The 20,852-nt window shown below is 70.4% G+C and carries 22 protein-coding genes and 1 pseudogene; 4 read left to right on the plus strand and 19 right to left on the minus strand.

What is annotated here, in order from left to right:
• Nucleotides 1-32: 32 nt before the first annotated feature.
• From VMD50_RS00215 to VMD50_RS00230, 4 genes are read left to right on the plus strand one after another with little or no spacing between them, the layout of a single operon-like run.
• Nucleotides 33-1,385, plus strand: a complete 1,353-nt coding sequence (locus VMD50_RS00215) for a glutamine synthetase family protein (protein ID WP_325423706.1) — start codon at nucleotides 33-35, stop codon at nucleotides 1,383-1,385.
• A complete protein-coding gene (locus VMD50_RS00220) occupies nucleotides 1,366-2,103 on the plus strand; it encodes a gamma-glutamyl-gamma-aminobutyrate hydrolase family protein (protein WP_325423659.1) in 738 nt (245 codons plus the stop codon). The genes VMD50_RS00215 and VMD50_RS00220 overlap by 20 nt, the downstream gene beginning before the upstream one ends.
• Complete coding sequence (locus tag VMD50_RS00225; protein WP_325423661.1) at nucleotides 2,100-3,473, plus strand: aldehyde dehydrogenase family protein; 1,374 nt, start codon at nucleotides 2,100-2,102, stop codon at nucleotides 3,471-3,473. The genes VMD50_RS00220 and VMD50_RS00225 overlap by 4 nt, the downstream gene beginning before the upstream one ends.
• Nucleotides 3,470-4,249: a 3-oxoacyl-ACP reductase gene (locus tag VMD50_RS00230; protein WP_325423663.1), complete on the plus strand. Its 780-nt coding sequence runs from the start codon at nucleotides 3,470-3,472 to the stop codon at nucleotides 4,247-4,249. The genes VMD50_RS00225 and VMD50_RS00230 overlap by 4 nt, the downstream gene beginning before the upstream one ends.
• Here the strand turns inward: VMD50_RS00230 and VMD50_RS00235 are convergent, their stop codons facing one another.
• The 19 genes and pseudogenes from VMD50_RS00235 to VMD50_RS00320 all read right to left on the minus strand — a co-directional run.
• Nucleotides 4,250-5,107, minus strand: a complete 858-nt coding sequence (locus VMD50_RS00235; protein ID WP_325423665.1) for a PPE family protein — start codon at nucleotides 5,105-5,107, stop codon at nucleotides 4,250-4,252.
• 72 nt (nucleotides 5,108-5,179) lie between these two features.
• Complete coding sequence (locus tag VMD50_RS00240) at nucleotides 5,180-5,605, minus strand: hypothetical protein (protein WP_325423667.1); 426 nt, start codon at nucleotides 5,603-5,605, stop codon at nucleotides 5,180-5,182.
• Nucleotides 5,606-5,617: 12 nt separating this feature from the next.
• Nucleotides 5,618-6,499 (minus strand): isocitrate lyase/PEP mutase family protein, encoded by an 882-nt coding sequence (locus VMD50_RS00245; protein ID WP_325423669.1) that lies wholly within the window; start codon nucleotides 6,497-6,499, stop codon nucleotides 5,618-5,620.
• Nucleotides 6,500-6,530: 31 nt separating this feature from the next.
• A complete protein-coding gene (locus VMD50_RS00250; RefSeq protein ID WP_325423671.1) occupies nucleotides 6,531-7,673 on the minus strand; it encodes an alkaline phosphatase family protein in 1,143 nt (380 codons plus the stop codon).
• Nucleotides 7,674-7,693: 20 nt separating this feature from the next.
• On the minus strand, nucleotides 7,694-8,437 hold the full coding sequence (locus VMD50_RS00255; protein ID WP_325423672.1) for a DUF6390 family protein: 744 nt from the start codon (nucleotides 8,435-8,437) through the stop codon (nucleotides 7,694-7,696).
• Nucleotides 8,434-9,564, minus strand: coding sequence for a hydrogenase formation protein HypD (gene hypD / locus VMD50_RS00260; protein ID WP_325423674.1), 1,131 nt, complete (start codon nucleotides 9,562-9,564; stop codon nucleotides 8,434-8,436). Before hypD ends, VMD50_RS00255 begins: the two co-directional genes overlap by 4 nt.
• 12 nt (nucleotides 9,565-9,576) lie before the next feature.
• On the minus strand, nucleotides 9,577-9,849 hold the full coding sequence (locus tag VMD50_RS00265) for a HypC/HybG/HupF family hydrogenase formation chaperone (protein ID WP_325423676.1): 273 nt from the start codon (nucleotides 9,847-9,849) through the stop codon (nucleotides 9,577-9,579).
• A gap of 18 nt (nucleotides 9,850-9,867) precedes the next feature.
• Nucleotides 9,868-10,980: a hydrogenase expression/formation protein HypE gene (gene hypE / locus VMD50_RS00270; protein WP_325423678.1), complete on the minus strand. Its 1,113-nt coding sequence runs from the start codon at nucleotides 10,978-10,980 to the stop codon at nucleotides 9,868-9,870.
• Nucleotides 10,977-11,645, minus strand: coding sequence for a D-sedoheptulose-7-phosphate isomerase (locus VMD50_RS00275; protein ID WP_325423680.1), 669 nt, complete (start codon nucleotides 11,643-11,645; stop codon nucleotides 10,977-10,979). The genes hypE and VMD50_RS00275 overlap by 4 nt, the downstream gene beginning before the upstream one ends.
• Entirely contained in the window at nucleotides 11,642-12,364 is a 723-nt protein-coding gene (locus tag VMD50_RS00280; RefSeq protein WP_325423682.1) for a HypC/HybG/HupF family hydrogenase formation chaperone, read from the minus strand. The genes VMD50_RS00275 and VMD50_RS00280 overlap by 4 nt, the downstream gene beginning before the upstream one ends.
• The gene (gene hypF / locus VMD50_RS00285) at nucleotides 12,361-14,736 is read right to left on the minus strand and encodes a carbamoyltransferase HypF (RefSeq protein ID WP_325423684.1); all 2,376 of its coding nucleotides are present in this window, start codon (nucleotides 14,734-14,736) and stop codon (nucleotides 12,361-12,363) included. The genes VMD50_RS00280 and hypF overlap by 4 nt, the downstream gene beginning before the upstream one ends.
• A 1-nt stretch (nucleotide 14,737) precedes the next feature.
• Nucleotides 14,738-15,004 carry a HypC/HybG/HupF family hydrogenase formation chaperone gene (locus VMD50_RS00290; protein WP_325423686.1) on the minus strand — a complete coding sequence of 89 codons (267 nt, stop codon included), beginning with the start codon at nucleotides 15,002-15,004 and terminating at the stop codon, nucleotides 14,738-14,740.
• Entirely contained in the window at nucleotides 15,004-15,489 is a 486-nt protein-coding gene (locus tag VMD50_RS00295) for a hydrogenase maturation protease (protein ID WP_325423688.1), read from the minus strand. The genes VMD50_RS00290 and VMD50_RS00295 overlap by 1 nt, the downstream gene beginning before the upstream one ends.
• Before the next feature lie 16 nt (nucleotides 15,490-15,505).
• The gene (locus VMD50_RS29760; protein WP_414685958.1) at nucleotides 15,506-15,625 is read right to left on the minus strand and encodes a DUF6893 family small protein; all 120 of its coding nucleotides are present in this window, start codon (nucleotides 15,623-15,625) and stop codon (nucleotides 15,506-15,508) included.
• A pseudogene (locus tag VMD50_RS00300) lies at nucleotides 15,616-16,969 on the minus strand (hypothetical protein); the annotation flags it as partial. The gene VMD50_RS29760 and the pseudogene VMD50_RS00300, both read right to left, overlap by 10 nt.
• On the minus strand, nucleotides 16,966-17,619 hold the full coding sequence (locus VMD50_RS00305) for a DUF6084 family protein (RefSeq protein ID WP_325423692.1): 654 nt from the start codon (nucleotides 17,617-17,619) through the stop codon (nucleotides 16,966-16,968). The gene VMD50_RS00305 and the pseudogene VMD50_RS00300, both read right to left, overlap by 4 nt.
• Entirely contained in the window at nucleotides 17,616-18,275 is a 660-nt protein-coding gene (locus VMD50_RS00310) for a DUF5947 family protein (RefSeq protein ID WP_325423694.1), read from the minus strand. Before VMD50_RS00310 ends, VMD50_RS00305 begins: the two co-directional genes overlap by 4 nt.
• Nucleotides 18,272-19,180: a NifU family protein gene (locus tag VMD50_RS00315; RefSeq protein WP_325423696.1), complete on the minus strand. Its 909-nt coding sequence runs from the start codon at nucleotides 19,178-19,180 to the stop codon at nucleotides 18,272-18,274. The genes VMD50_RS00310 and VMD50_RS00315 overlap by 4 nt, the downstream gene beginning before the upstream one ends.
• 3 nt (nucleotides 19,181-19,183) lie before the next feature.
• On the minus strand, nucleotides 19,184-20,852 hold a 1,669-nt coding region (locus VMD50_RS00320; protein WP_325423698.1), incomplete at its 5' end, for a nickel-dependent hydrogenase large subunit.

Raw genomic sequence — 20,852 nt, forward strand, 5'->3', positions numbered from 1 at the left:
CGGTGAGTGCCGCGAGCGGTCCGGGTTCCGCGATGTTGTCGCTTGCCGCGCTGGAACAGCTGGTGCAACGCGGCGTCGTGGACACCGTCATCGTGGCGTTCGCCGACATGCAGGGCAGGCTGGTCGGCAAGCGCGTGGCGGCCGGGCTCTTCGTCGACGAGGTGGCGGCGCACGGCGCCGAGTGCTGCAGCTACCTGCTCGCCGTCGACGTCGACATGAACACCGTGGCCGGGTATGCGATGTCGAGCTGGGAGACCGGCTACGGCGACATGGTGATGGCGCCGGACCTGTCCACCCTGCGGCTCATCCCGTGGCTCCACGGCACCGCGCTGGCGATCGCCGACCTCTGCTGGGCCGACGGCGCCGAGGTCGCCGTCGCGCCGCGGGCGATCCTGCGCCGCCAGCTCGACCGGCTGGGCGCCCGCGGGCTGATCGCCGACGTCGCCACCGAGCTGGAGTTCATCGTGTTCGACGAGTCGTACCGTCAGGCCTGGGCCGGCGGCTACCGCGCGCTGACCCCGGCCAGCGATTACAACATCGACTACGCGATGCTGGCGTCGTCGCGGATGGAGCCGCTGCTGCGCGACATCCGGCAGGGGATGCAGGGGGCGGGCCTGCGGTTCGAGGCGGTCAAGGGCGAATGCAACAGGGGCCAGCAGGAGATCGGCTTCCGCTACGACGAGGCGCTGGTCACCTGCGACAACCACGCCATCTACAAGAACGGCGCCAAGGAGATCGCCGACCAGCACGGCAAGAGCCTGACGTTCATGGCGAAATACGATGAGCGGGAAGGCAACAGCTGCCACATCCACCTGTCGCTGCGCGACCGGGACGGCGCTGCGGTGTTCGACGACGGCGGCCGCCCGCACGGCATGTCGGCCACGTTCGGCGGTTTCCTCGCCGGCCTGCTGGCCACCGTGCGCGAACTGACGCTGTTCTACGCGCCGAACATCAACTCCTACAAGCGGTTTGCCGAAGGCAGCTTTGCGCCCACGGCGGTGGCCTGGGGACTGGACAACCGCACCTGTGCCCTTCGGGTGGTGGGGCACGGGCGCAACATCCGCGTCGAATGCCGGGTTCCCGGCGCCGACGTCAACCCCTACCTCGCGGTGGCCGCGCTGATCGCCGGGGGGCTGTACGGTGTCGAACAAGGCCTCGAACCGCCCGCGCCTTACGCCGGGAACGCCTACGAGGCGACCGGACTCGAGCGGCTGCCCGCCACGCTGGCCGATGCGGCCGCGGCGTTGAAGGCGTCGGCGCTCGCGGGGGAGGCGTTCGGCGACGACGTCGTCGCGCATTACCTGAACAACGCTCGGGTGGAGCTGGCGGCCTTCAACGCGGCGGTCACCGACTGGGAGAGGATGCGTGGGTTTGAACGGCTGTAGGCGACCGGTAGTAGGCCTGACGGCATACCTCGAGCAGGTGCAGACCGGGATCTGGAATGTCGCCGCGGGGTATCTTCCGGCCGATTACTTCGAGGGCGTCGTCATGGCCGGCGGTATCGCGGTGCTGCTGCCGCCGCAACCGCTGGACGCCGACATCGCCGGCGCCCTGCTCGGCCGGCTGGACGCCCTGGTGATCACCGGGGGCTACGACCTCGATCCCGCCAGCTATGGCCAGCACCCGCACCCGGCCACCGACATGCCCCGCACCGAGCGCGACGACCTGGAATTCGCGCTGTTGCGCGGCGCGCTGGACCGAGGGCTTCCGGTGCTGGGCATCTGCCGCGGCGCCCAGGTGCTCAACGTCGCGTTCGGTGGCACGCTGCACCAGCACCTGCCCGACGTGCTCGGTCACGGCGGGCATCGGGCGGGCGACGGGGTTTTCACCAGGTTGCCGGTCCGCACCATGGCGGGCACCCGGCTCGCCGCGCTGCTCGGGGAATCCATCGACGCGCCCTGCTATCACCATCAGGCCATCGACACGGTCGGTGACGGCCTGGTGGTCAGCGCGACGGACGCCGACGGCGTCGTCGAGGCGGTGGAACTGCCCGGCGAGCCTTTCGTGCTTGCGGTGCAGTGGCATCCGGAGAAGTCGCTCGACGACCCGCGACTGTTCAAGGCGGTGGTGCAAGCCGCGCAATCGTATGCGGAAAGCCGATGAGCGTCACCCAACTGGTCAACCCGGCGACCGAGGAGGTGCTGACGTCGGTCGACCTCTGCGACGGCGCCGCGGTCGACGATGCCGTGGCGCGCGCCGCGGCGGCCCAGCGGCGCTGGGCGTGGTTGTCCCCGGCGCAACGCGCGGAAGGCCTGCGCGCCTTCGCCGCCGCCGTCGACGCCCACGCCGGCGAGCTGGCCGCGCTGGAGGTGGCCAACTCCGGGCATCCGATCGCGTCGGCCGAATGGGAGGCCGGCCACGTCCGCGACGTGCTGACGTTCTACGCTGGTAGCCCGGAACGCTTGTGCGGCAGGCAGATTCCGGTCGCCGGCGGGCTCGACGTGACCTTCAACGAACCGCTTGGCGTGGTCGGCGTGATCACGCCGTGGAACTTCCCGATGATGATCGCGTCCTGGGGCATCGCGCCCGCCCTTGCCGCGGGCAACGCCGTGTTGGTCAAGCCCGCCGAATGGACGCCGCTGACCACGATCCGGCTCGGAGAGCTGGCGGTGCAGGCCGGGCTGGACGCGGACCTGCTGCAGGTGCTGCCCGGCAGGGGCGCGGTGGTGGGGGAGCGGTTCGTCACTCATCCGGGAGTGCGCAAGATCGTGTTCACCGGCTCCACCGAGGTGGGCAAGCGCGTCATGGCCGGCGCGGCGTTGCACGTCAAGCGGGTGACGCTGGAACTGGGCGGCAAGAGCGCCAACATCGTCTTCGCCGACTGCGACCTGCAACGCGCGGCGGCGACGGCCCCCGCCGGGGTTTTCGACAACGCCGGGCAGGACTGCTGCGCCCGCAGCCGGATCCTGGTGCAGCGCAGCGTTTATGACCGATTCATGGAACTGCTCGAGCCCGCGGTGAAGGGTATCGGCGTCGGGGACCCCGCCCACCGCGACACCGAGATGGGCCCGTTGGTGTCCGGCGCGCACCGCGACAGGGTGGCCTCCTACGTGCCCGACGACGCCCCCGTCGCCTTTCGGGGCACCGCGCCGTCGGGACCCGGATTCTGGTTCCCGCCAACGGTTCTCACGCCGCAGCGCACCGACCGCAGCGTCACCGACGAGATCTTCGGCCCGGTCGTCACCGTGTTGCCGTTCGACGACGAGCACGACGCCGTCGCGCTGGCCAACGACACCGCCTACGGCCTGTCGGGATCGATCTGGACCGACGACCTGTCCCGCGCGCTGCGGGTGTCGCGGGCGATCGAGTCCGGAAACCTGTCGGTGAACTCGCACTCGTCGGTCCGGTATAACACGCCCTTCGGCGGTTTCAAGCAGTCCGGGCTGGGCCGCGAGCTCGGCCCGGACGCACCACTGCAATTCACCGAGACCAAGAACGTTTTCATCGCGATCAGAGAGGAGGGCCGGCGATGACGGTCGACCTCTCCCGGCGGCTGGCGGGCAGGGTGGCGGTGATCACCGGCGGTGGCGGCGGCATCGGCCTGGCCGCCGGGCGACGGATGCGCGCCGAAGGCGCGACCATCGTCGTCGGGGACGTCGACCGCGACGCCGGCGCCGCGGCCGCCGAGGAGCTGTCGGGTTTGTTCGTGCCGACCGACGTTTCGGACGAAGGCGCGGTCAACGCGCTGTTCGATGCGGCGGCCGAGGCCTACGGCTGGGTCGACGTCGCGTTCAACAACGCCGGCATCTCACCCCCCGAGGACGACCTGATCGAGAACACCGAACTTGCCGCTTGGCAACGGGTCCAGGACGTCAACCTCACATCGGTGTACCTGTGCTGCCGGGCCGCGCTGCGGCACATGGTGCCCGCCGGCAAGGGCTCGATCATCAACACGGCGTCGTTCGTCGCCGTGCTGGGATCGGCGACGTCGCAGATCTCCTATACCGCCTCCAAGGGCGGGGTGCTGGCGATGTCGCGGGAACTGGGCGTGCAGTTCGCCCGGCAGGGCATCCGCGTCAACGCCCTGTGCCCGGGGCCGGTCAACACGCCGTTGCTGCAAGAGCTTTTCGCCAAAGACCCCGAGCGGGCCGCGCGCCGACTGGTGCACGTGCCGGTGGGCCGCTTCGCCGAACCCGACGAAATCGCCGCCGCGGTGGCCTTTTTGGCCAGTGACGACGCGTCGTTCATCACCGCGTCGACGTTCCTGGTCGACGGCGGCATCAGCTCGGCCTACGTCACCCCGCTCTGACTATGCGACGGTGCCGCGGTAGACGGCAGCGGGTGCCGTGGCCGTCGCCCAGGCCTCCGGCGCCGACAGCGTCCCGATCGACGTGCCGCGACCGAGCCGGGCTGTGGACGCCGGGCGGCCCGGCTTTCTGAGCAGCGCGCACAGGGCCGCCTGCTTGTTGAGGGCATTCAGGTGCTTGATCGCGGAGTCCGACGGCGCCGACAGCGAACTAAGCCTCGACAGCGACGACGTCGCCGGCGCGAGCGACGCATCGAAGGACATCAGCGGTGACACCGAAAGCGCCTGCAGCGCTTCGGGAATCGCCGACATCACCCGAGCGCCGGCCGCTACGACGTCCGGCGCCGACTTCAGCGCCCAGGTGCCCGCGCCGTGGTTGCCCGGCGGCGAGGCGAACGGCGTCACCGCCGCCGCCTCGGCCGAGGCGCCGGCGTAGGCATACATGGCGGCGGCGTCGCGGGCCCACATCCGCTCGTACGCCGCGTCGGTGTCCGCGATCGCCGGGCTCGTCTGCCCCAGGCAGTTCTCGTCGGCCAGCGACCGCCGCCGCGCGCGGTTGGCGGTGATCGCCGGTGGGGGCACCATCGCCTCGCGCGCCGACTGATGGGCGCCGGCGGCCGCCGCGAGCCCGGTCGCCGCTTGGTGAGCCTGCGCGGCGACGGCGTCCAGCCAGTCGGTGTAGGGTGCCGTGTGGCATCCCGCCGCCGGCTTTGCGGTGACGGCGCGGTAGTCGGCCGCCGCCGTGCTCAGCCGGACGGCCAGCCGCTCCCAGGCCGTGGCGGCCCGGATCATCGGGTCCGCGCCGGGACCCGAATAGATCAGCCCGGAGTTGATTTCCGGTGCCAGCGTCGCGAAATCCATTACAACCTCTGCTTTGACATGGACTCTCCCCTGGAATAGACGCAGGGGTTACACGGCCGGTTCGCTGAGTGATCAGCGACGGGCGACGCAGAACCGGGTCAAGATATCGCGGTCGGGCCGGACGGCCGCGGGTGCGCGGGGAGAGGCGCCGCTGGGCTGAAACCCCAACCCGGAGAACGAGACCGGCAGCGGCGAACCGACCGATTGCGGTGACAAGCGGCTCCACGCCGGTGGCCGGTCCTTCGTCATCCAGATGCTGTGGAACGGCTTCCCGTTGGTCGGCGCGGAGTGCCGCGATGCGCGCAGCTGCAGCTGGCCGGCGGGCGCGCCGACGTCCGGGGATCCCTGAGACCAGGCCGCCGGCTCCGGCGGTGCCGCCGCGGCGAATGGGGGGCGCAACGCCGAACCCGCGACGAGGGCAACGAATGCCCCGAACGCGGCGACGATCGCGATGGCGGACTGCCATCGCCGAGTTCCACCGGCGCCTCGGACTGTCACAGTGGCCCGAATCTACAACGCGGAGCCGGATGAACGATCGGAGCGAGCTGTGAAAACGCTGCGGGGATCGATGAGCTCGTTGAAGTCGGCCACGCTGTAAACGCCCTCGACGTAGTCGAACGACCCCCGTTCGAGCACTTCCCGTGCGGCGCGAACCACGGCGGTCAGGGCGGCGCGGCAAAACGACGTGCCGATCGTCACCCTGCGCACGCCGAACTCCTCGAGTTCGGCGAGGGTGAAGCGGGCGGCCCCGATGCCGGCCACGTAGTTGACCGGTTTGGTGACGCTGCGGCAAACCAGACGGAGCGCCGGCTCATCGGGAAGACCGGGCGCGTACAGCACGTCGGCGCCGGCGGCTTCGTATGCCCGCAGCCTCGACAGCGTGTCATCGAGGTCGGGACGGCCGCGGATGAAGTTCTCCGCGCGGGCGGTCAGGGTGAAGGGATAGGGCAGCGCCCGCGCGGCTTCGACGGCCGCCCGCACTCGTTCGACCGCGAGCGCCGCGGGAAAGATCGGCTGGTCGGGCCGGTACGTCGCGTCCTCGATGGATGCTCCCGCCAGGCCGGCCTCGCCCGCGAGCCGCACGGTTTCCGCCACCGCGTCGGGCGAGTCGCCAAAGCCGTTCTCCAGGTCCGCGGTCACCGGCAGCGGTGTCGCGTCGACGATGGTGCGCACGTGTGCGAGCGTTTCGTCCCTGCTGACCGCGCCGTCGCCGTCGCGCCGGCCCAGCGAGAACGCCAGGCCGGCGCTCGTCGTCGCCAGTCCCTCGAATCCCAGGTTGGCGAACAGTCGCGCGGTCCCGATATCCCAGGGATTCGGCAGCACGAGCACCTCGTCGCCGGTGTGCAGACGCCGGAATTGTTCGCCGCAGCGGGCTCGATCTGCGTCGTCCATGGACTCAGGTCTAGCGCGGGCCACCGACAACTCAGGCACCGCTGACGCGGTGGAAAACGATGAAGGGGATGGCCATCTCGGCCGGGGTGGCCGCGCCGTGAAAGCCTATGAGGCGAGCCGTTTCCGGGGGCTCGTGGCCGGTCGCCAGCACGGCGGCGTCGCCGGTGCAGACGACGACGACGTCGCCGATCCGCGGCAGGTGCGCCGGGTTGACCGGCCCGAACATGCCGGTGGCCACCGCCTGCTCGCGGGTGTAGACCGCCGCCCGCCCGCCGAGCGCCTCGCTCCACGCGGACCGCACGTCCGCGGCGGCCCCCGGCTCGGTGTGCAGGTAGCGCACCCGGGCCTCGCCGGCGACCACCCGCACCCCCTCGCCCAGGCGGGGATCGGCGTCGAGGTCGACGCGGGCGTCCGGCGGGACGTTCAGCCCGCCGTGGTCGGCGGTCACCAGCAACGCCGCGTCGGGCGGCAGCGCCTCGACCAGCCTGGTGAGTAGGGCGTCCACGCGGGCCGCCGCCTCGCGCCACTGGTCGGAACCGATGCCGAACAGGTGGGCCGCGGTGTCCAGGTCGGCGGTGTACCCGTAGACCAGCCCCGGCGCCGCCTTCAGTTCCCCGGCCAGCGCCGCGGCGTAGTCGTCCGTCGGCCGTGTCGGGCGGAATTCGGCGCCGCCGTACGCGGCGTCGGTCAGGCCGCTGCCGATGAACGCCGCGGGCAGCACGGCGCGCGCGCCGATGCCGGCCTGCTCCAGCCGTTGGAACCAGGTGGGCAGCGGCTGCCATTGGGCGTGCGGCGGGTCGTCGCGCCACAGGATGTGGTTGAGCACCCGATCGGTGCCCGGCACGTTGAGCGTGAAACCCAGGATGCCGTGCTCGCCGGGCCGGGCGCCGGTGCCCAGGGACACCAGGCTGCTCGGCGTGGTCGACGGGAAGGTACAGCTGAGTTCGGTGAGCCGCCCGGTCTCGCCGGCGAGCACCGAGGCGAGCAACGGCGCCCTGAAAGTCAATGAGCCGGCCAACTGCGGCAGCAGGTGCCAGCCCAGCCCGTCCACCAGCACGACCGCGACGCGATCTTTCGCGCCGACCGACTCCGCCAGACCGAGGCGGTCGACCGCGCCGGGGGCACCGAGCAGCGCGGCCGCGGCGGGCAGCACGTCGCAGATCGAATCGGGCACGGGGGCAAGACTAGGCAAGACTAGACGTGCGCCAGCCGTTGGCTGGTCACCCGCAGCTGACGTTGGGTGCTGTCGGCGAGCGCGCGAACCTGCTGCGGCGACAGCCGGCCGCACAGCCGGCCCCAGTGCACCGCGACCCGGTCGCCGACGGCGACGTCGGGCACCGCGCTGTAGCCGTCGGCCCATACCTCGAGCGGGCGCGCGCAGGGTTCGGACAGCGTTAGCGCCCGGCCGTCCCACAGCAGGTTCCGGCATGACACCTCGACGTCGTCGCCGTCACGGGAAACCACTGTGCCCCAGGTGATTCGGCAGTTGTCGAGCACGCTGAGCGGACGCTCGTCCATGCTTCCGTTTTTAAGCCCCAGAAACCTCGTCCAGGGATACACGCCGAACACGTGGAAGCAGTGATTGCCGGCGGCCTCGTGCGCCAGGTCCGCCGACAGGTGTGACCAGTAGCGGCCGGCTTGTGGGCCGATGATCGCCAGCAAGGCGTCGAAGAAGTCTCGCGGGTCCAGGTCGGCGCCAACGCCGCCGCCGAGCCAATAGGATTCGACGAGCCGGAAATCCAGCGGGTCGGCGATGCCGGTCAGCCGGGACAGGACTTGCAGGTAGGGCCAGGCCCCGGAGAACGTGGTCGCCGCGCGGCGCATCTCGTCGACGGAACCGTCCCGCAGGGTGGCCCCGAGTGGGGGCCCGCAGTAGCCCAGGGCGTTCGGGGCGTACGCGTAGCGGGCGAACATCTCGGCACCCCGGGTATCGGTCAAGTGCGCCCCACGAGCTTCACCGCATCACGGTGCATGCGGCCGAAGTTGTAGTACGCCGCGCACGCCCCCTCGGGGGAGACCATGCACGTCCCGATCGGGGTCTCGGGCGTGCACGCGGTGCCGAAAACCTTGCACTCCCAGGGCTTGAGCACGCCCTTGAGCACCTCGCCGCACTGGCAGGCTTTGGGGTCGGCGACCCGCACGCCGGGCATCGCGAACCGCAGCTCGGCGTCGAACTCCGCGAAATCGTCGTGCAGGCGCAGCGCGCTCTGCGAGATGAATCCCAGCCCGCGCCATTCGAAGTGCGGGCGCAGCGCGAACACCTTGCCCATCAGCGCCAGGGCGGCCGGGTTGCCGTGCTCGGGCACCACCCGCTTGTACTGGTTCTCCACCTCGCAGCGGCCCTCGCGGATCTGGGTCAGCAGCATCGCGACCGCCGCCAGAATGTCCAGCGGCTCAAACCCCGCCACCACCAACGGCTTTCGGTACACCTCCGGCACGAACCGGTAGGGCCGATTGCCCACCACCGTCGACACGTGCCCGGGACCGATGAAACCCGACAGCCGCAGGTCCGGTGACTCCAGGATGGCCTTGATCGGCGGCACGATCGTGACGTGGTTGCAGAAGACGCTGAAATTGGGCATTCCCAGGTCGCGGGCCCGCACCAGCGTCACCGCGGTCGAGGGCGCGGTGGTCTCGAAACCGATGGCGAAGAACACCACCTGCTTGTCGGGGTTGTCGACCGCGATCTTCAGCGCGTCCAGCGGGGAGTAGACGAACCGCACGTCGGCGCCCCGCGCCTTGGCGTCCAGCAGGCTGCCGTGCGAGCCGGGCACCCGCATCATGTCGCCGAAACAGGTGAAGATCACGTCGGGTTGGCCGGCCAGCCACATCGCGTCGTCGATGCGGCCCATCGGGATCACGCAGACCGGGCAGCCCGGGCCGTGCACCAGCTCGACGTTGTCGGGCAGCAGGTGTTCGATGCCGTGCCGGTAGATGGTGTGGGTGTGGCCGCCGCACACCTCCATGAACTTGAACTGGTCCTGCCCGCTGCCGGCCAGATGCCCGATGGCGCCCAGCAGCTTGCGCGCGGCGGCCGGATCACGGAACTCGTCAACGAATTTCATTGTGCGCCTTCCTTAGACGATGGCCGATGAGTCGAAGGCTTCCATCTCGGTGGTATACGCCTCGCCGAGTTTCTTGATGGCGGCCAGGGTGAGCAACGCCTCCGTCTCGTCGATCTTGGCCATGGCGAACCCGACGTGCACCAGCACCCACTCGCCGGGCTCGGGCATGTCGTCTTCGAGCAGCCGCACGCTGATCGTGCGCTGGACGCCGCTGACGTCGATCTTCGCCAGATAGTTGGCGGGGTCGGTGATTTCGACGATCCGGCCCGGAATCCCAAGACACATCTCTCGCTACTCCTATACTCAGCAGATCCGTGGCAGCGGGTCGCCGACGAGCATGTCGACCATCCGGGTGCCGCCGAAGCCGGTGCGCAGCACCACGCTTTCGGCCGGTTCGGTGACGATTTCCCCCACCTCGGCCGCGTCGGCCCCCAGTGGGTGCGACCGCAACGCGGCCAGCCCGGCCTCGGCCTCCTCCGGCGCGACGACGGCGACGAACTTGCCCTCGTTGGCGACGTACAGGGGATCGATGCCGAGCAGCTCGCAGGCGCCATTCACCATGGGCCGCACGGGTAGCCGCTCCTCTTCCAGCAGCACCCCCAGGCCGCAGGCCTGGGCGAGTTCGTTGCACACCGTGCCGACCCCGCCGCGGGTCGCGTCGCGCATCCACCGGGTGGACGGGGCGGCCGCCAGCAGCAGTTCCACCAGCGGGCTGACCGACGCGGTGTCGGAGACGATGTCGGCCTCGATCGCCAGGTCGCCGCGGGCGAGCATGACGGCCATGCCGTGGTCGCCCATCGACCCCGACAACAGCACCTTGTCGCCGGTGCGCACCGACGAGGGCGCGAGCGTGCGGCCCACCGGGATGACACCGGCCCCGGTGGTGGTGACGAACAGCCCGTCGGCCGCGCCCTTGGGCACCACCTTGGTGTCACCGGTGACGATCTGCACACCCGCGGCCGCGGCCGCGGCGGCCATGTCGGCGACGATCTCCTTCAACTCGGCGATCGGCAAGCCCTCTTCGATCACGAACGCCGCCGAGATCCACGACGGCACGGCCCCGGCCATCGCGAGGTCGTTGCAGGTGCCGTGGACGGCCAGCTCACCGACCGACCCACCGGGAAAACGCCTGGGCTGCACCACAAACGAGTCCGTCGACATCGCCAGGCGCTCGCCACCGGGCAACGTCAACACCGCGCCGTCACCCAACGACTCCAACAACGGGTTGCGGAAGGCCTCCAGGAACACCGCGTCCACCAGCGCCGCCGAGGCCTTGCCGCCCGCGCCGTGGGCCAGGGTCACGTGGTCGTCGAGCAACCGGGGGCGGCGCCTGCGGAACGACTCGATCCGCTCGATCACCTCGCCCTCGGCGAACCGCGGCCCCGAGGAAAGATATTCGCCCGCTGACTTATTCATGCCGCCCCCAATCCTCGATCGCCGCCGAGATGTTGGTGCAGGCTCAACCACAGCTGGTAGCCCAGCAGCGCCTGCGATTCCTGAATGCGGTGCACGCTCTGCGAGCGAACGACGAAGCAGGCGTCCACGTCGGGGTTGTTGGCGAACGCGCCGCCGTCGTAGCCGGCGAAACCGACGGTGTACAGCCCGCGCCGGCGCGCCTCGGCGAGCGCCGCGAGCAGGTTGGGCGACCCGCCGCTCGTCGACATGGCGATGGCGATGTCACCGGCCTTCGCCCGGGCGATCAGCTGACGGGCGAACACCAGCTCGAACCCGACGTCGTTGCCCAGCGCGGTCATGACCGCCTGGTCGGCGGTCAACGGCCACGCGGGCAGCGGCTGCCCGAGCGGCGGCCGGGCGAACAGCCGCGCCAACGTGGTGGAATCGGTGCAGCTGCCGCCGTTTCCGAAGGTGAACAACCGCCCGCCCGCCGCGAAGCGGCGCGCCATCTCGGTGGCGGCCGCCTCCAGCAGGTCGGCGTTGGCCTCGAGGGTGGAGCGGCGCAACGCCAGGCTCTCGGCGGCTTTCGCCTGCGCGGAGGCCGCCAGGTCGGCCAGCAGCGACTCGGGGTCGTCCTCCTGCGCGTCGATGAACGGATACAGGAAGTTGGTGGGCTCGTCGGTCATCGGACGTCCTCCTCGTCGCCGACGCGGCTGATCGCCGTGCCCGCGTGCACCAGGACCAGGTCGCCGGCGGCGACCGGGTCGACGAGGGTGGTGATCACGTTCTCCATGCCCCGCGACGTGCGCACCGCCGCCTGCCCGTCGGCCGACGCCGTCACCACCTCGCCCAGGCGACCCTCGTCGCTGCACGTGACGCAAACCGATTCGGTGCACTCGTCTTTGAGCAACCCCGAGTGTTCGAAGCACACGTGGGTCAGCTCCCACAGCAGGTGATAGAACAGCACGAAGCCGCCCGTCGCGGGCACCCGCGGGTCGGGGTCGTCGAGCCACAGCACGTGGTCCGCCATCCCTGCTGCCGGCCGCTCGCCGCTGCCGATCCAGATCGTGGTGGCGCCCCAGGCCGGGCTGCGCCGCATCACGGAGCGGACCTGTGCGTCGTCGGCGCCGGAGACCGCGACCACGATGTCGCCGGGCCGCACCGACACCCGCGCCAGGTCCACCAGGTCGGGTCCGGTCAGCGCCACCGCGGGCAGGGCCCGCTTGCCCATGATCACCGGATGCACGAATTCGACCGCGATGTGCAGCGCATGCGGCTCCCACGACGGCGCGATCGACCACATCGTCGCGCCCGCGGCGAAGCGCTTCGCCAGCGTGAACGCGGTGGCGGCCAAATCCTCGGCCAATCCGGCGCCCAGCCCGCGGTCGATGGCGGTGGTTGTCATCGGTCCCCCTCTGCCCATCCCTCTTCAGTTCCCCTCAGCATCGAGATCGCGGCCTGGCCCAGCGCCAGCCCGCCGTCGTTCGGCGGAACAATGCGGTGGGTCAGCACCTCGAACCCGTTGCGCCGCAGCCGCTTCCGGCATGCGCGCAGCAACAGCACATTCTGGAAAACCCCGCCGGTCAGGCCGACGAGCCGGGTCTCGCCGGCCACCTGGGCGACCACCTTGGCGACGGCGTCCGCAACCGCCTCGTGGAACGAGGCGGCCAGCGGCGCGGGTGGGGTACCGGCGTACAGCGCGGCCACCATCGTCTGCACCATCGTGGTGGGATCGATCACCCCGTCGGTCCGCACCGTCAGCGGCAGCGACGGGCCTGTCCCCGGATCGTCGGGCACCGACTCGGCGAGCGCCTCGAGCTCGATGGCGGCCTGGCCCTCGTAGTCGATCCGGTGGCGCACTCCGAGCAGCGACGCGACCGCGTCGAACAGCCGGCCCATGCTCGAACACGGCACACACCCGGTGCCGCTCTCCAATTGCGAACGGGTGAGGCGCAATTCGTCCGGGGTCGCGGCGGCGACGGGTGCGAGGTCGGGGGTCCAGTCGATGTCGGCCGTCCACAATTGCGACAGCGCCATCCGCCACGGGTTGCGCACCGCGGCGTCACCGCCGGGCAGCGGGACCGGCAGCAGGTGGCCGACGCGAACGAATCGGTGGCTCTCGGTCCCGAGGGCGAGAATCTCGCCGCCCCAGATGGTTTGGTCGCAGCCGTAGCCGGTTCCGTCGAACGAGACCCCGATGACGGGCTCTCCGATGCGCCCGTGCTCGGCCAGCAGCGAGACCACGTGCGCGTGGTGGTGCTGGGCGAGGTCCAGCGGCCGGTCGCCCGCGTGGCGCTCGGCCCAGTTGCGGGTGTGGTAGCCGGGGTGCAGGTCGGCGGCCAGGCGCGCCGGCGTGCCGCGTATCCCGGTGAGCTGACCCACCGCGCGCTCGAACGCCCGCAGCGTCTCCCAGGTGGCCATGTCGCCGATGTGGCCGGACAGGTACGCGCGGGAGCCGTCGGTGAGGCAGAAGGTGTTCTTCAGTTCCCCGCCCACGGCGAGCACGGCCGGGCCCGCCTGCCCGAGATCGACCGGCAACGGCGCGAAGCCGCGGGACCGGCGGATCGGCAGCTCCCGGGCCCCTTTCTCGTCTCTGACGACGCGCACCACCGAGTCGTCGCACGGGACGTGGATCGGCCGGTCGTGGTCGAGTACCGCGTCGCACAGCGCCGGAAGCCGTTGGGCGGCATCGTCATCGGTGAAGCAGATGGGCTCGTCGGAACGGTTCGCGCTGGTGAGCACCAGGGCGTCGGGCACCGGCCCGGCGGCGCCGGGCACGGGCGCCAGCAGCAGGTGATGGACGGGGGAGTACGGCAGCATCAGGCCGAGCCGCGGGCTGCCGGGCGCGACGGCGTCGGCGACGGGCGCGCCCCGGCGCCGCCTCAGCAGCACGATCGGGCGGGCTGGGCCGGTCAGCACCGCGGCCTCGTCGGCGTCGAGGTGCGCGTAGCGGCGCGCGACGTCGAGGTCGCGGACCAGCATGGCGAAAGGCTTGGCGCCCCGCGACTTTCGCGCCCGCAGCACCGCGACCGCCGCCTCGTCGTCGACCGCGCAGGCCAGGTGGTAGCCGCCGATGCCCTTGACAGCGACCACCGCACCCACCGCCAGCGCGCGTTGGGTGGCCGCCAGCGCGGCGTCCGACCCGGCGACGGATCCGGCCGATGACGAAAACCGCAGCGACGGACCGCAATCGGGGCAGGCGATCGGCTGCGCGTGGAACCGGCGATCGGCCGGATCGTGGTATTCGGCGGCGCAGCGCTCGCACATGGCGAATGCCGACATCGTGGTGGCCGGCCGGTCGTACGGCAACTCGCGGATGATGGTGAACCGCGGCCCGCAGTTGGTGCACGTCACGAACGGGTGCCGGTAGCGCCGGTCGCGCGGGTCGAACAGCTCGCCGACGCAGTCGTGGCACACCGCGATGTCGGGCGGGATCGGGGTCTTGAAGGTGTGAGCGCCCGTGATCGTCCGGCTCTCCACGATCCGGAACCCCCGGTCCGTCGCGCCGGTCGCGACGTCGGTGACGCTGACGGTGCTGATCCGGGCCAGCGGCGGGGCCTCGGCGCGCAGCCGGCGGGCGAATTCGTCGACGCGGGCGCGCTCGCCCTGCACCTCGAGGAAGACGGCGCCGGAATCGTTGCCGACGAAGCCGGCCAGGCCCAGCTCGCTGGCGATGCGGTGCACGAAAGGACGGAAGCCGACCCCCTGGACAACACCGGTCACGGTGAAGCGCTGCCGGACGTCGTCCGATCGCAGCAGCAGGGGGGATTCGGTCATCTCAACCGCCCTCCGGGCTGACTGTCGGGTCGGCGCGGCCCCTGCCCATCAGCTCGAGGCCGGCCATCGCCTGCTCGGCGCCGGCGCGGTCTGTCTTTTCGACGGCGAAGCCCATGTGGATGATTATCCAGTCGCCGGGCGCGAACGTCTCCTCCGGCAACATGCCGACGTTGACCCTGCGCTGCTCGCCGGTGACATCGACCAGCGCGAGCTGGCCCTCGTAACCGTCCAGCATCCGGATCACCTGACCCGGTATCCCCAGGCACATCAGCGGTCCTCCCGCGCGGCCGTTTGCAGCGCCGCGACTATTTCCTCGACGGCCCGCGCGGCCCGCGGGACGGCCCTGGCCACGGGCTCGGTCAGGCCGATGCCCTCCTCGACACTGCCCGCCTCGCACCCGACGACGACCGTGTAGGGCGGACTGCCGCCCAGGGCCCGCAGGCTGGCGAACACCGCGGCGGGATCCATGCTGTGACCGTCGACACCGGCCGTGCCGGAGCCCGATTCATGGTCGGCCTGGAACACGTGCAACGTGCCGGGGTTGCCTCGGCTGGGTACGGCGTCGACGAGGACCAGGGTGTCCCAGTCCTCGAGCAGGTCGTAGGCCAGGTGCATGCCCCTGATGCCGTAGTCGGTGACGCGGACGCCCGAATCGCCCTGCGGGATCTCGGCGTTGCGAACCACTTCCGAGCCGAACCCGTCGTCCCCCAGGAAGATGTTGCCGATCCCGGCCACCAGGATGCGCGCTGTCATCGGGTCGCCCAGGCGGCTACATCCGCCTCAGTTTCAGGTAGCGGCGGGCGTCGGGAATCGACGCCAGCCCCAACACCAGTCCGATCCCGACCACCAACGCGATGATGGCGAGGAATATCCAACCCAAGACTTCCATTTCGAACTCCTTTCACGTCGCGGGTTGCGAGGCTTCGAGCGGCTCCACTTCGTCGGGGGAGAAGTAGAGATAGCGGCCGTACCAGTCGTGCAGCTCGGCGGCGGGGTCGTCGTCGACGACGACCGCGACGTGTTTGTTGCCCTCGACGTCCTCATGCACCGACGTGACGCGGGCGGTCTTGCCGGCGACGAAGAGGTCCTGGGCGTCGGCGTTGCGCCGCGGCCGCAACCGGACCCGGCTGCCGCGCGCGACCCGGACCCCGTTCACCAGCACCGCGTCGACCTCGGGACGAACCGCGTTGTCGGCCAGCGGATCCCACCAGTCGACCCCCTCGGGGATCTCGGGCACCAGACCCGGGATCGCGTGGGGGTCGCGCAACACACCGTGCAGGCGCGCCATCGACTCGGGCGACATCGCGTCGCACTGGTCGATGATGTGCGCGGCCCGCGGATCGGTGGCCCGCGCCTGCGCCTTCTCCTCCTCCGTCATCGTCATCACGCGCAGCGTGAGAATCTCGTCGATCTCCGTGCAGTCGTACAGGGCCGTGCCGCTCTGTTCGGCGACCTCCGGGTGGTCGTAGAGGATGATCGGCGAGATCAGCAGGATGTCCCGGGTGCCCTCGGGGCCCGCCAGCACGGGGAAGCAGCGGTGCCGGCCACACCGCGACACCGCGTCGGCGGCGCCCGGCGGCGGTTCGAGCAGCGAAACGAACTCGCCGCCAACGACTTCGGCGATGATGTGGGTGCCGATCATCGAGCGGGCAATCACGGAGTCTTTTCCGTCGGCTTTGTCGCCGACGGCCTCCCCGACGTTGCCGACCCGCACCGACACCCGGCGCAGGCCGCCGTCCGGCTCGCCGGAGACGGTCAGCAGTCCGAGCACCTCCTGGCGCCGGCGCACCAGGCGGCCGCCGTCGAGGTATTCGACCTCGGTTGCCGCGTCGGCCACGAACGGCAACGCGCACGGCAGGTCCTCGAATGCGAGCGGGCCGAACGACCGCTCGCATTCCACCGCCTCGTCCCAGGTCAGCCACGACCCGGCCGGGGTGGTCAGCTCGCCGACCGGCTCGAACTCGCCGTGGGCGAATTCCCGCTCGGCCCGGCGGTGCTGCAACTGCAGGAACCGCACCACCACGGTCAGCGCCCGGCCCCCGTCTACCAGGAACTCCGCCGCGAGGCTGTCGTCCTCGCCCAGGCCCGCGTCCGCGGCGCCGGGCGGGCCCAGAACGCCGAACTGCCAACGCGACTGATTCTTGCTCGACGTCCCCCGGTACGGGTAGAGCAGATAGCCCTCGTACAGCACCGCGTCGGCGACGGCGCGGGCCCGGTCCCAATTCGAGGTCACCGCGTCGTCTCCCGGTCGGTGTCCAACAGCGAGGTGACCGCGTGGTCGAGGTCGAGCAGCCCCTGCGCCGACTTGTAGGCGGCCAGGGCCACTACGGTTTCGTGGCTCAGCCGCACCCAGCCGGTGTTCGGGTAGTGCTGCGCGATCAGCTCCCGCCACACCGTGATCGGCATGTCGTAGCGATACTCGCAGTCCCACGGCACCTGCTGGACCGAGAACCCGCGTTCGGATTTGACGAAAATGGTTCCGCTGAAGAGGAATTGCAGGGGCAGCGCGCCATCGCGCAGCGCGTGCAGGTACTTGGCGGCGGCGACCTCGAAGTCGTAGGTGCAGTCCAGGGGCAGGGCGACCGTCGTGTTGCCGGCGAAGCCGGGCACCATCGCGGTGGCGTGCTGCCAGAGGAAGGTGCGCTGGGTGGTGGCCCAGCGTTCGCGCGGCCCGAACAAGTCGAGCAGGCCGGCCTCCTCCTCCTTTGAGTAGGAACGCCGCAGCGGTTCGATCCTGACCTGGCAGCGCAGCGAGATCGCGTGCACGGGGTCGTCCCCGCCGGCCGCGACGCTGACGCGCGCGGTCAGCACCGGGCTGACGGAAAACGGCTCGGGCGCCACGTCGAGCACCGCGAAGTTCACGTCCACGTGCTCCCCGGTCATGGCGGTGTCCCCGGCGTCCCCGGCGTCCCCGGTGTCTCGATGGCGCGGGCCTTGATGTCGGCAAAGAAGCGGTCGATGAAGGCCCGGGCCTCCTGGCCACCGTCGAACCCCCGCCACATCGTGCGCAGGCGCCCGACGAACTCGTAGCAGGCGTCGATCGGAACCAAATAGCTTTGCGGTTCGGCGTTCTCGTCTTCCGGGACCCGGACCAGCAGCGCCTCGACGTCATCGGCCAGGAGGCGCGCCCGCGGGTCGGCGCCGCCGACGGCGTTCCACGCGTCCAGGTCGAGCTCGGATTCGCACGCGCCGGCCGGGCCGGGGTAGAACGCGACCGTGCGCCCGAGCTCCGAGTTGGTGAAGAAGAAGGCGACGCCGACCGGGATCTGCAGCGCCTCCCACGCGCGCCGGTCCAGGGCGAAGCCCGGAAACGCCAGATAGCGGTCCGGCACCGCGCGATACCGCAGCTCGGCCTGCGAGTCGGTGAACAGCAGATAACAGGCCCGGCAGACGCACATCAGCTGCCGCGCAGCGACGTTCACCACGTGCTGGTGCTCGTCGGCGATCGCCTCCGCGCACATCTCGCACCGCTCGCCGGCCGGCTCAGGGGCCCGCCGATTGCTTCGAATCCGGCTCAGCACGTCAAAAGGAGTGCTCATGCCGGGGCCCCCATCGGTTCGGCCAGTGCTACCGATGGCACCCCGTCGCGAGGCAGCAGGGGCAGCGGCTCGAGGTGGGTGCCGTCGGGGCCAGCACCCGCGAGCACGATGTCGAACTGCGTGCCGCAGCGCGGGCAGCCCAGCAGCGTCTCGCGCAGTTGTGCGCCCGCTAACGAGTCATCACACACCGGACAATGGTCGCGGTAGGCCAGCGGCAGGTCGCCCACCCTGCACACCAGCAGCGGGGTGCCCGAAACCAGGAATCCGGCCACCTCGCCGGGAGCCAGGTCGGCCACCTCGGGCACCGGATGCCAGCAGGCGGCGTGTCCGTTCGACTTCACATGCGCCATCAGCGATTCCGCCGGGATCACGCCGGCGGCTTCCTCGAGCGGGGCGGTGACGACCTCGATCGAGGTGACCTCCGGCGCGGCCGCGCGGACCGCGTCCTCGACCGCCAGCTCCAGCGTCACCGCCGACGACGGGCAGCTCTTGCAACTCCCTTTAAAGGCGAGAAGCACGACAGCGCCTTCGGGCCCGTCGGCGATCTCCAGCAGGTCGACGTCGCCGCCGTGCGACCCGAGATAAGGCCGCACCCGGTCCAGCGCGTCGGACACCCGCCGGTGCACGTCGTGCGGGTGCAGCCCGTGGACGAGGAGCAGGCTGGCCACCAGGTCGTCGGTGGCCAGCCGCTCGGCTAATCCATTGTCGAAGGCCGGGTCCGCGGCCAACTGCATCATCCGTTCCAGCCCGGCCCCGTAGAGCCCGACTACCTCGCGGACCAACTGCTGCGCGCGCTCATACGCGGCGGCCCCACTTGCCGCGCAGGAATCCAGCAGTGTCTGGATCCGATCGCCCGCCGATCGCCACTGCGTTTCGTTGTCGGGAGTCTCCGGGCGATCCGCCATGCGTCACTCCTCGACGGGCGACTGCGTTGGCGTGTGCAGTCTGTCCAGGGTCTTGCCCTTGCCCAGGTACATGTGCACACCGCACGGCAGGCACGGGTCGAAGCTGCGCACCGTGCGCATGACGTCGATGCCCTTGAAGTTGTCCCGGCCGTTCTCCTCGAAGATCGGCTGGCCCTGCACCGCGTCCTCGTAGGGCCCCGGCGTGCCGTAGCTGTCGCGCGGGTTGGCGTTCCACGGGGTGGGCGGATACGGGTGGTAGTTGGCGATCTTGCCGTCCCGGATCACCATGTGGTGGCTGAGCACCCCGCGCACCGCCTCGGTGAAGCCGCAACCGATGGCCTCGTCGGGCACCTCGAAGCGCTCCCACGTCTTGGTGCGCCCGGCGCGGATCTCCGCGAGCGCCTTCTCGGCGAAGTACAGCCCGCACGCCGCCGCGTAGGCCTGGAAGTAGGTGCGCGCCCGGTCCCGCTCGATCGTGTTGCTGCCGTACCTGGGGACCTTCCACTCGAACTCCACCGGGCCCTTGAGCGCGGTCTTGGGGAGGTTGATCTTGACGCTGTTGCCGGTCGCCTTGACGTAGTCGATGTCGACCAGCCCGGCCAGCGCGGTCGCCCACAGCCGCGCCAAAGGGCCGCCGCCGGTGTCCAGCGCCAGGTGGTCCTTGCCGTCGAACCAGCGTGGCGACATCACCCAGCTGTACTTGCCGCCGTCCATGTCCCGCTTCTGCGGGTGCGGGTTGGTGTGCTGGTTCCACGGGTGCCGCCGGTCTACCGGGTTGCCGAGCGGATCGGTCTTGACGAACATCTCCTGATCGGTCCAGTCGTCGTAATACGAACTGCCCAACAGGATTCGGATGCCGAGGTTGATGTCCACCAGCGAGTGGGTGACCAGCTTGCCGTCGACCACCACGCCCGGGGTGACGAACATCGCGTTACCCCAGCGCTCCATGTCCTTGTAGGCGAAGTTGCACACCTCGGGGTCCTGGAACGAGCCCCAGCAGCCCAGCAGGGTGCGCCGCAGCCCGACCTTCTCGTAACCGGGCAGCGCCTCGTAGAAGAAGTCGAACAGGTCGTCGTGCATCGGCACGACCTTCTTCATGAACTCGACGTAGCGCATCAGCCGCGTCATATAGTCCGTCATGAGCTGGATCGTCGCGACGGTGCCGACGCCGCCGGGGTACAGCGTGGACGGGTGCACGTGGCGACCCTCCATGAGGCAGAACATCTCTCGGGTCCAGCGGCTGACCACCAGCGCCTCGCGGTAGAACTCGCCGCTGAACGGGTTGAGCGAGCGCATGATGTCGGCGATGGTCCGGTAGCCGTGCGCGCCGGCCTGCGGCGCCGGGGTCTTCTCGGCCAGGGCGAGCACGCTCGGGTTGGTCTCGGAGACCATCTTTTCGCAGAAGTCAACGCCCACCAGGTTCTCCTGGAAGATGTTGTGGTCGAACATGTATTCCGCGGCCTCGCCGAGGTTGACGATCCACTCACCGAGGTGCGGCGGTTTGACTCCGTACGCCATGTTCTGCGCGTAGCACGAACAGGTGGCGTGGTTGTCGCCGCAGATGCCGCAGATGCGGCTGGTGATGAAGTGGGCGTCGCGGGGGTCCTTGCCCTTCATGAAGATCGAGTAGCCGCGGAAGATCGACGAGGTGCTGTGGCACTCGACGACTTCC

Source organism: Mycobacterium sp. (genome assembly GCF_035506235.1).
Lineage (GTDB): Bacteria > Actinomycetota > Actinomycetes > Mycobacteriales > Mycobacteriaceae > Mycobacterium.

Bases quoted from the DNA above. Each gene is read 5' to 3' on its own strand.
- VMD50_RS00290 (WP_325423686.1), bottom strand. From the start codon at position 15,004: ATGTGCCTGGGGATACCGGGTCAGGTGATCCGGATGCTGGACGGTTAC.
- VMD50_RS00295 (WP_325423688.1), bottom strand. From the start codon at position 15,489: ATGACAGCGCGCATCCTGGTGGCCGGGATCGGCAACATCTTCCTGGGG.
- hypF (WP_325423684.1), bottom strand. From the start codon at position 14,736: ATGACCGAATCCCCCCTGCTGCTGCGATCGGACGACGTCCGGCAGCGC.
- hypE (WP_325423678.1), bottom strand. From the start codon at position 10,980: ATGAATAAGTCAGCGGGCGAATATCTTTCCTCGGGGCCGCGGTTCGCC.
- VMD50_RS00245 (WP_325423669.1), bottom strand. From the start codon at position 6,499: ATGGACGACGCAGATCGAGCCCGCTGCGGCGAACAATTCCGGCGTCTG.
- VMD50_RS00275 (WP_325423680.1), bottom strand. From the start codon at position 11,645: ATGACCGACGAGCCCACCAACTTCCTGTATCCGTTCATCGACGCGCAG.
- VMD50_RS29760 (WP_414685958.1), bottom strand. From the start codon at position 15,625: ATGGAAGTCTTGGGTTGGATATTCCTCGCCATCATCGCGTTGGTGGTC.
- VMD50_RS00235 (WP_325423665.1), bottom strand. From the start codon at position 5,107: ATGGATTTCGCGACGCTGGCACCGGAAATCAACTCCGGGCTGATCTAT.
- VMD50_RS00280 (WP_325423682.1), bottom strand. From the start codon at position 12,364: ATGACAACCACCGCCATCGACCGCGGGCTGGGCGCCGGATTGGCCGAG.
- VMD50_RS00215 (WP_325423706.1), top strand. From the start codon at position 33: ATGTTGTCGCTTGCCGCGCTGGAACAGCTGGTGCAACGCGGCGTCGTG.
- VMD50_RS00310 (WP_325423694.1), bottom strand. From the start codon at position 18,275: ATGAGCACTCCTTTTGACGTGCTGAGCCGGATTCGAAGCAATCGGCGG.
- VMD50_RS00265 (WP_325423676.1), bottom strand. From the start codon at position 9,849: ATGTGTCTTGGGATTCCGGGCCGGATCGTCGAAATCACCGACCCCGCC.
- VMD50_RS00305 (WP_325423692.1), bottom strand. From the start codon at position 17,619: ATGACCGGGGAGCACGTGGACGTGAACTTCGCGGTGCTCGACGTGGCG.
- hypD (WP_325423674.1), bottom strand. From the start codon at position 9,564: ATGAAATTCGTTGACGAGTTCCGTGATCCGGCCGCCGCGCGCAAGCTG.
- VMD50_RS00230 (WP_325423663.1), top strand. From the start codon at position 3,470: ATGACGGTCGACCTCTCCCGGCGGCTGGCGGGCAGGGTGGCGGTGATC.
- VMD50_RS00225 (WP_325423661.1), top strand. From the start codon at position 2,100: ATGAGCGTCACCCAACTGGTCAACCCGGCGACCGAGGAGGTGCTGACG.
- VMD50_RS00315 (WP_325423696.1), bottom strand. From the start codon at position 19,180: ATGGCGGATCGCCCGGAGACTCCCGACAACGAAACGCAGTGGCGATCG.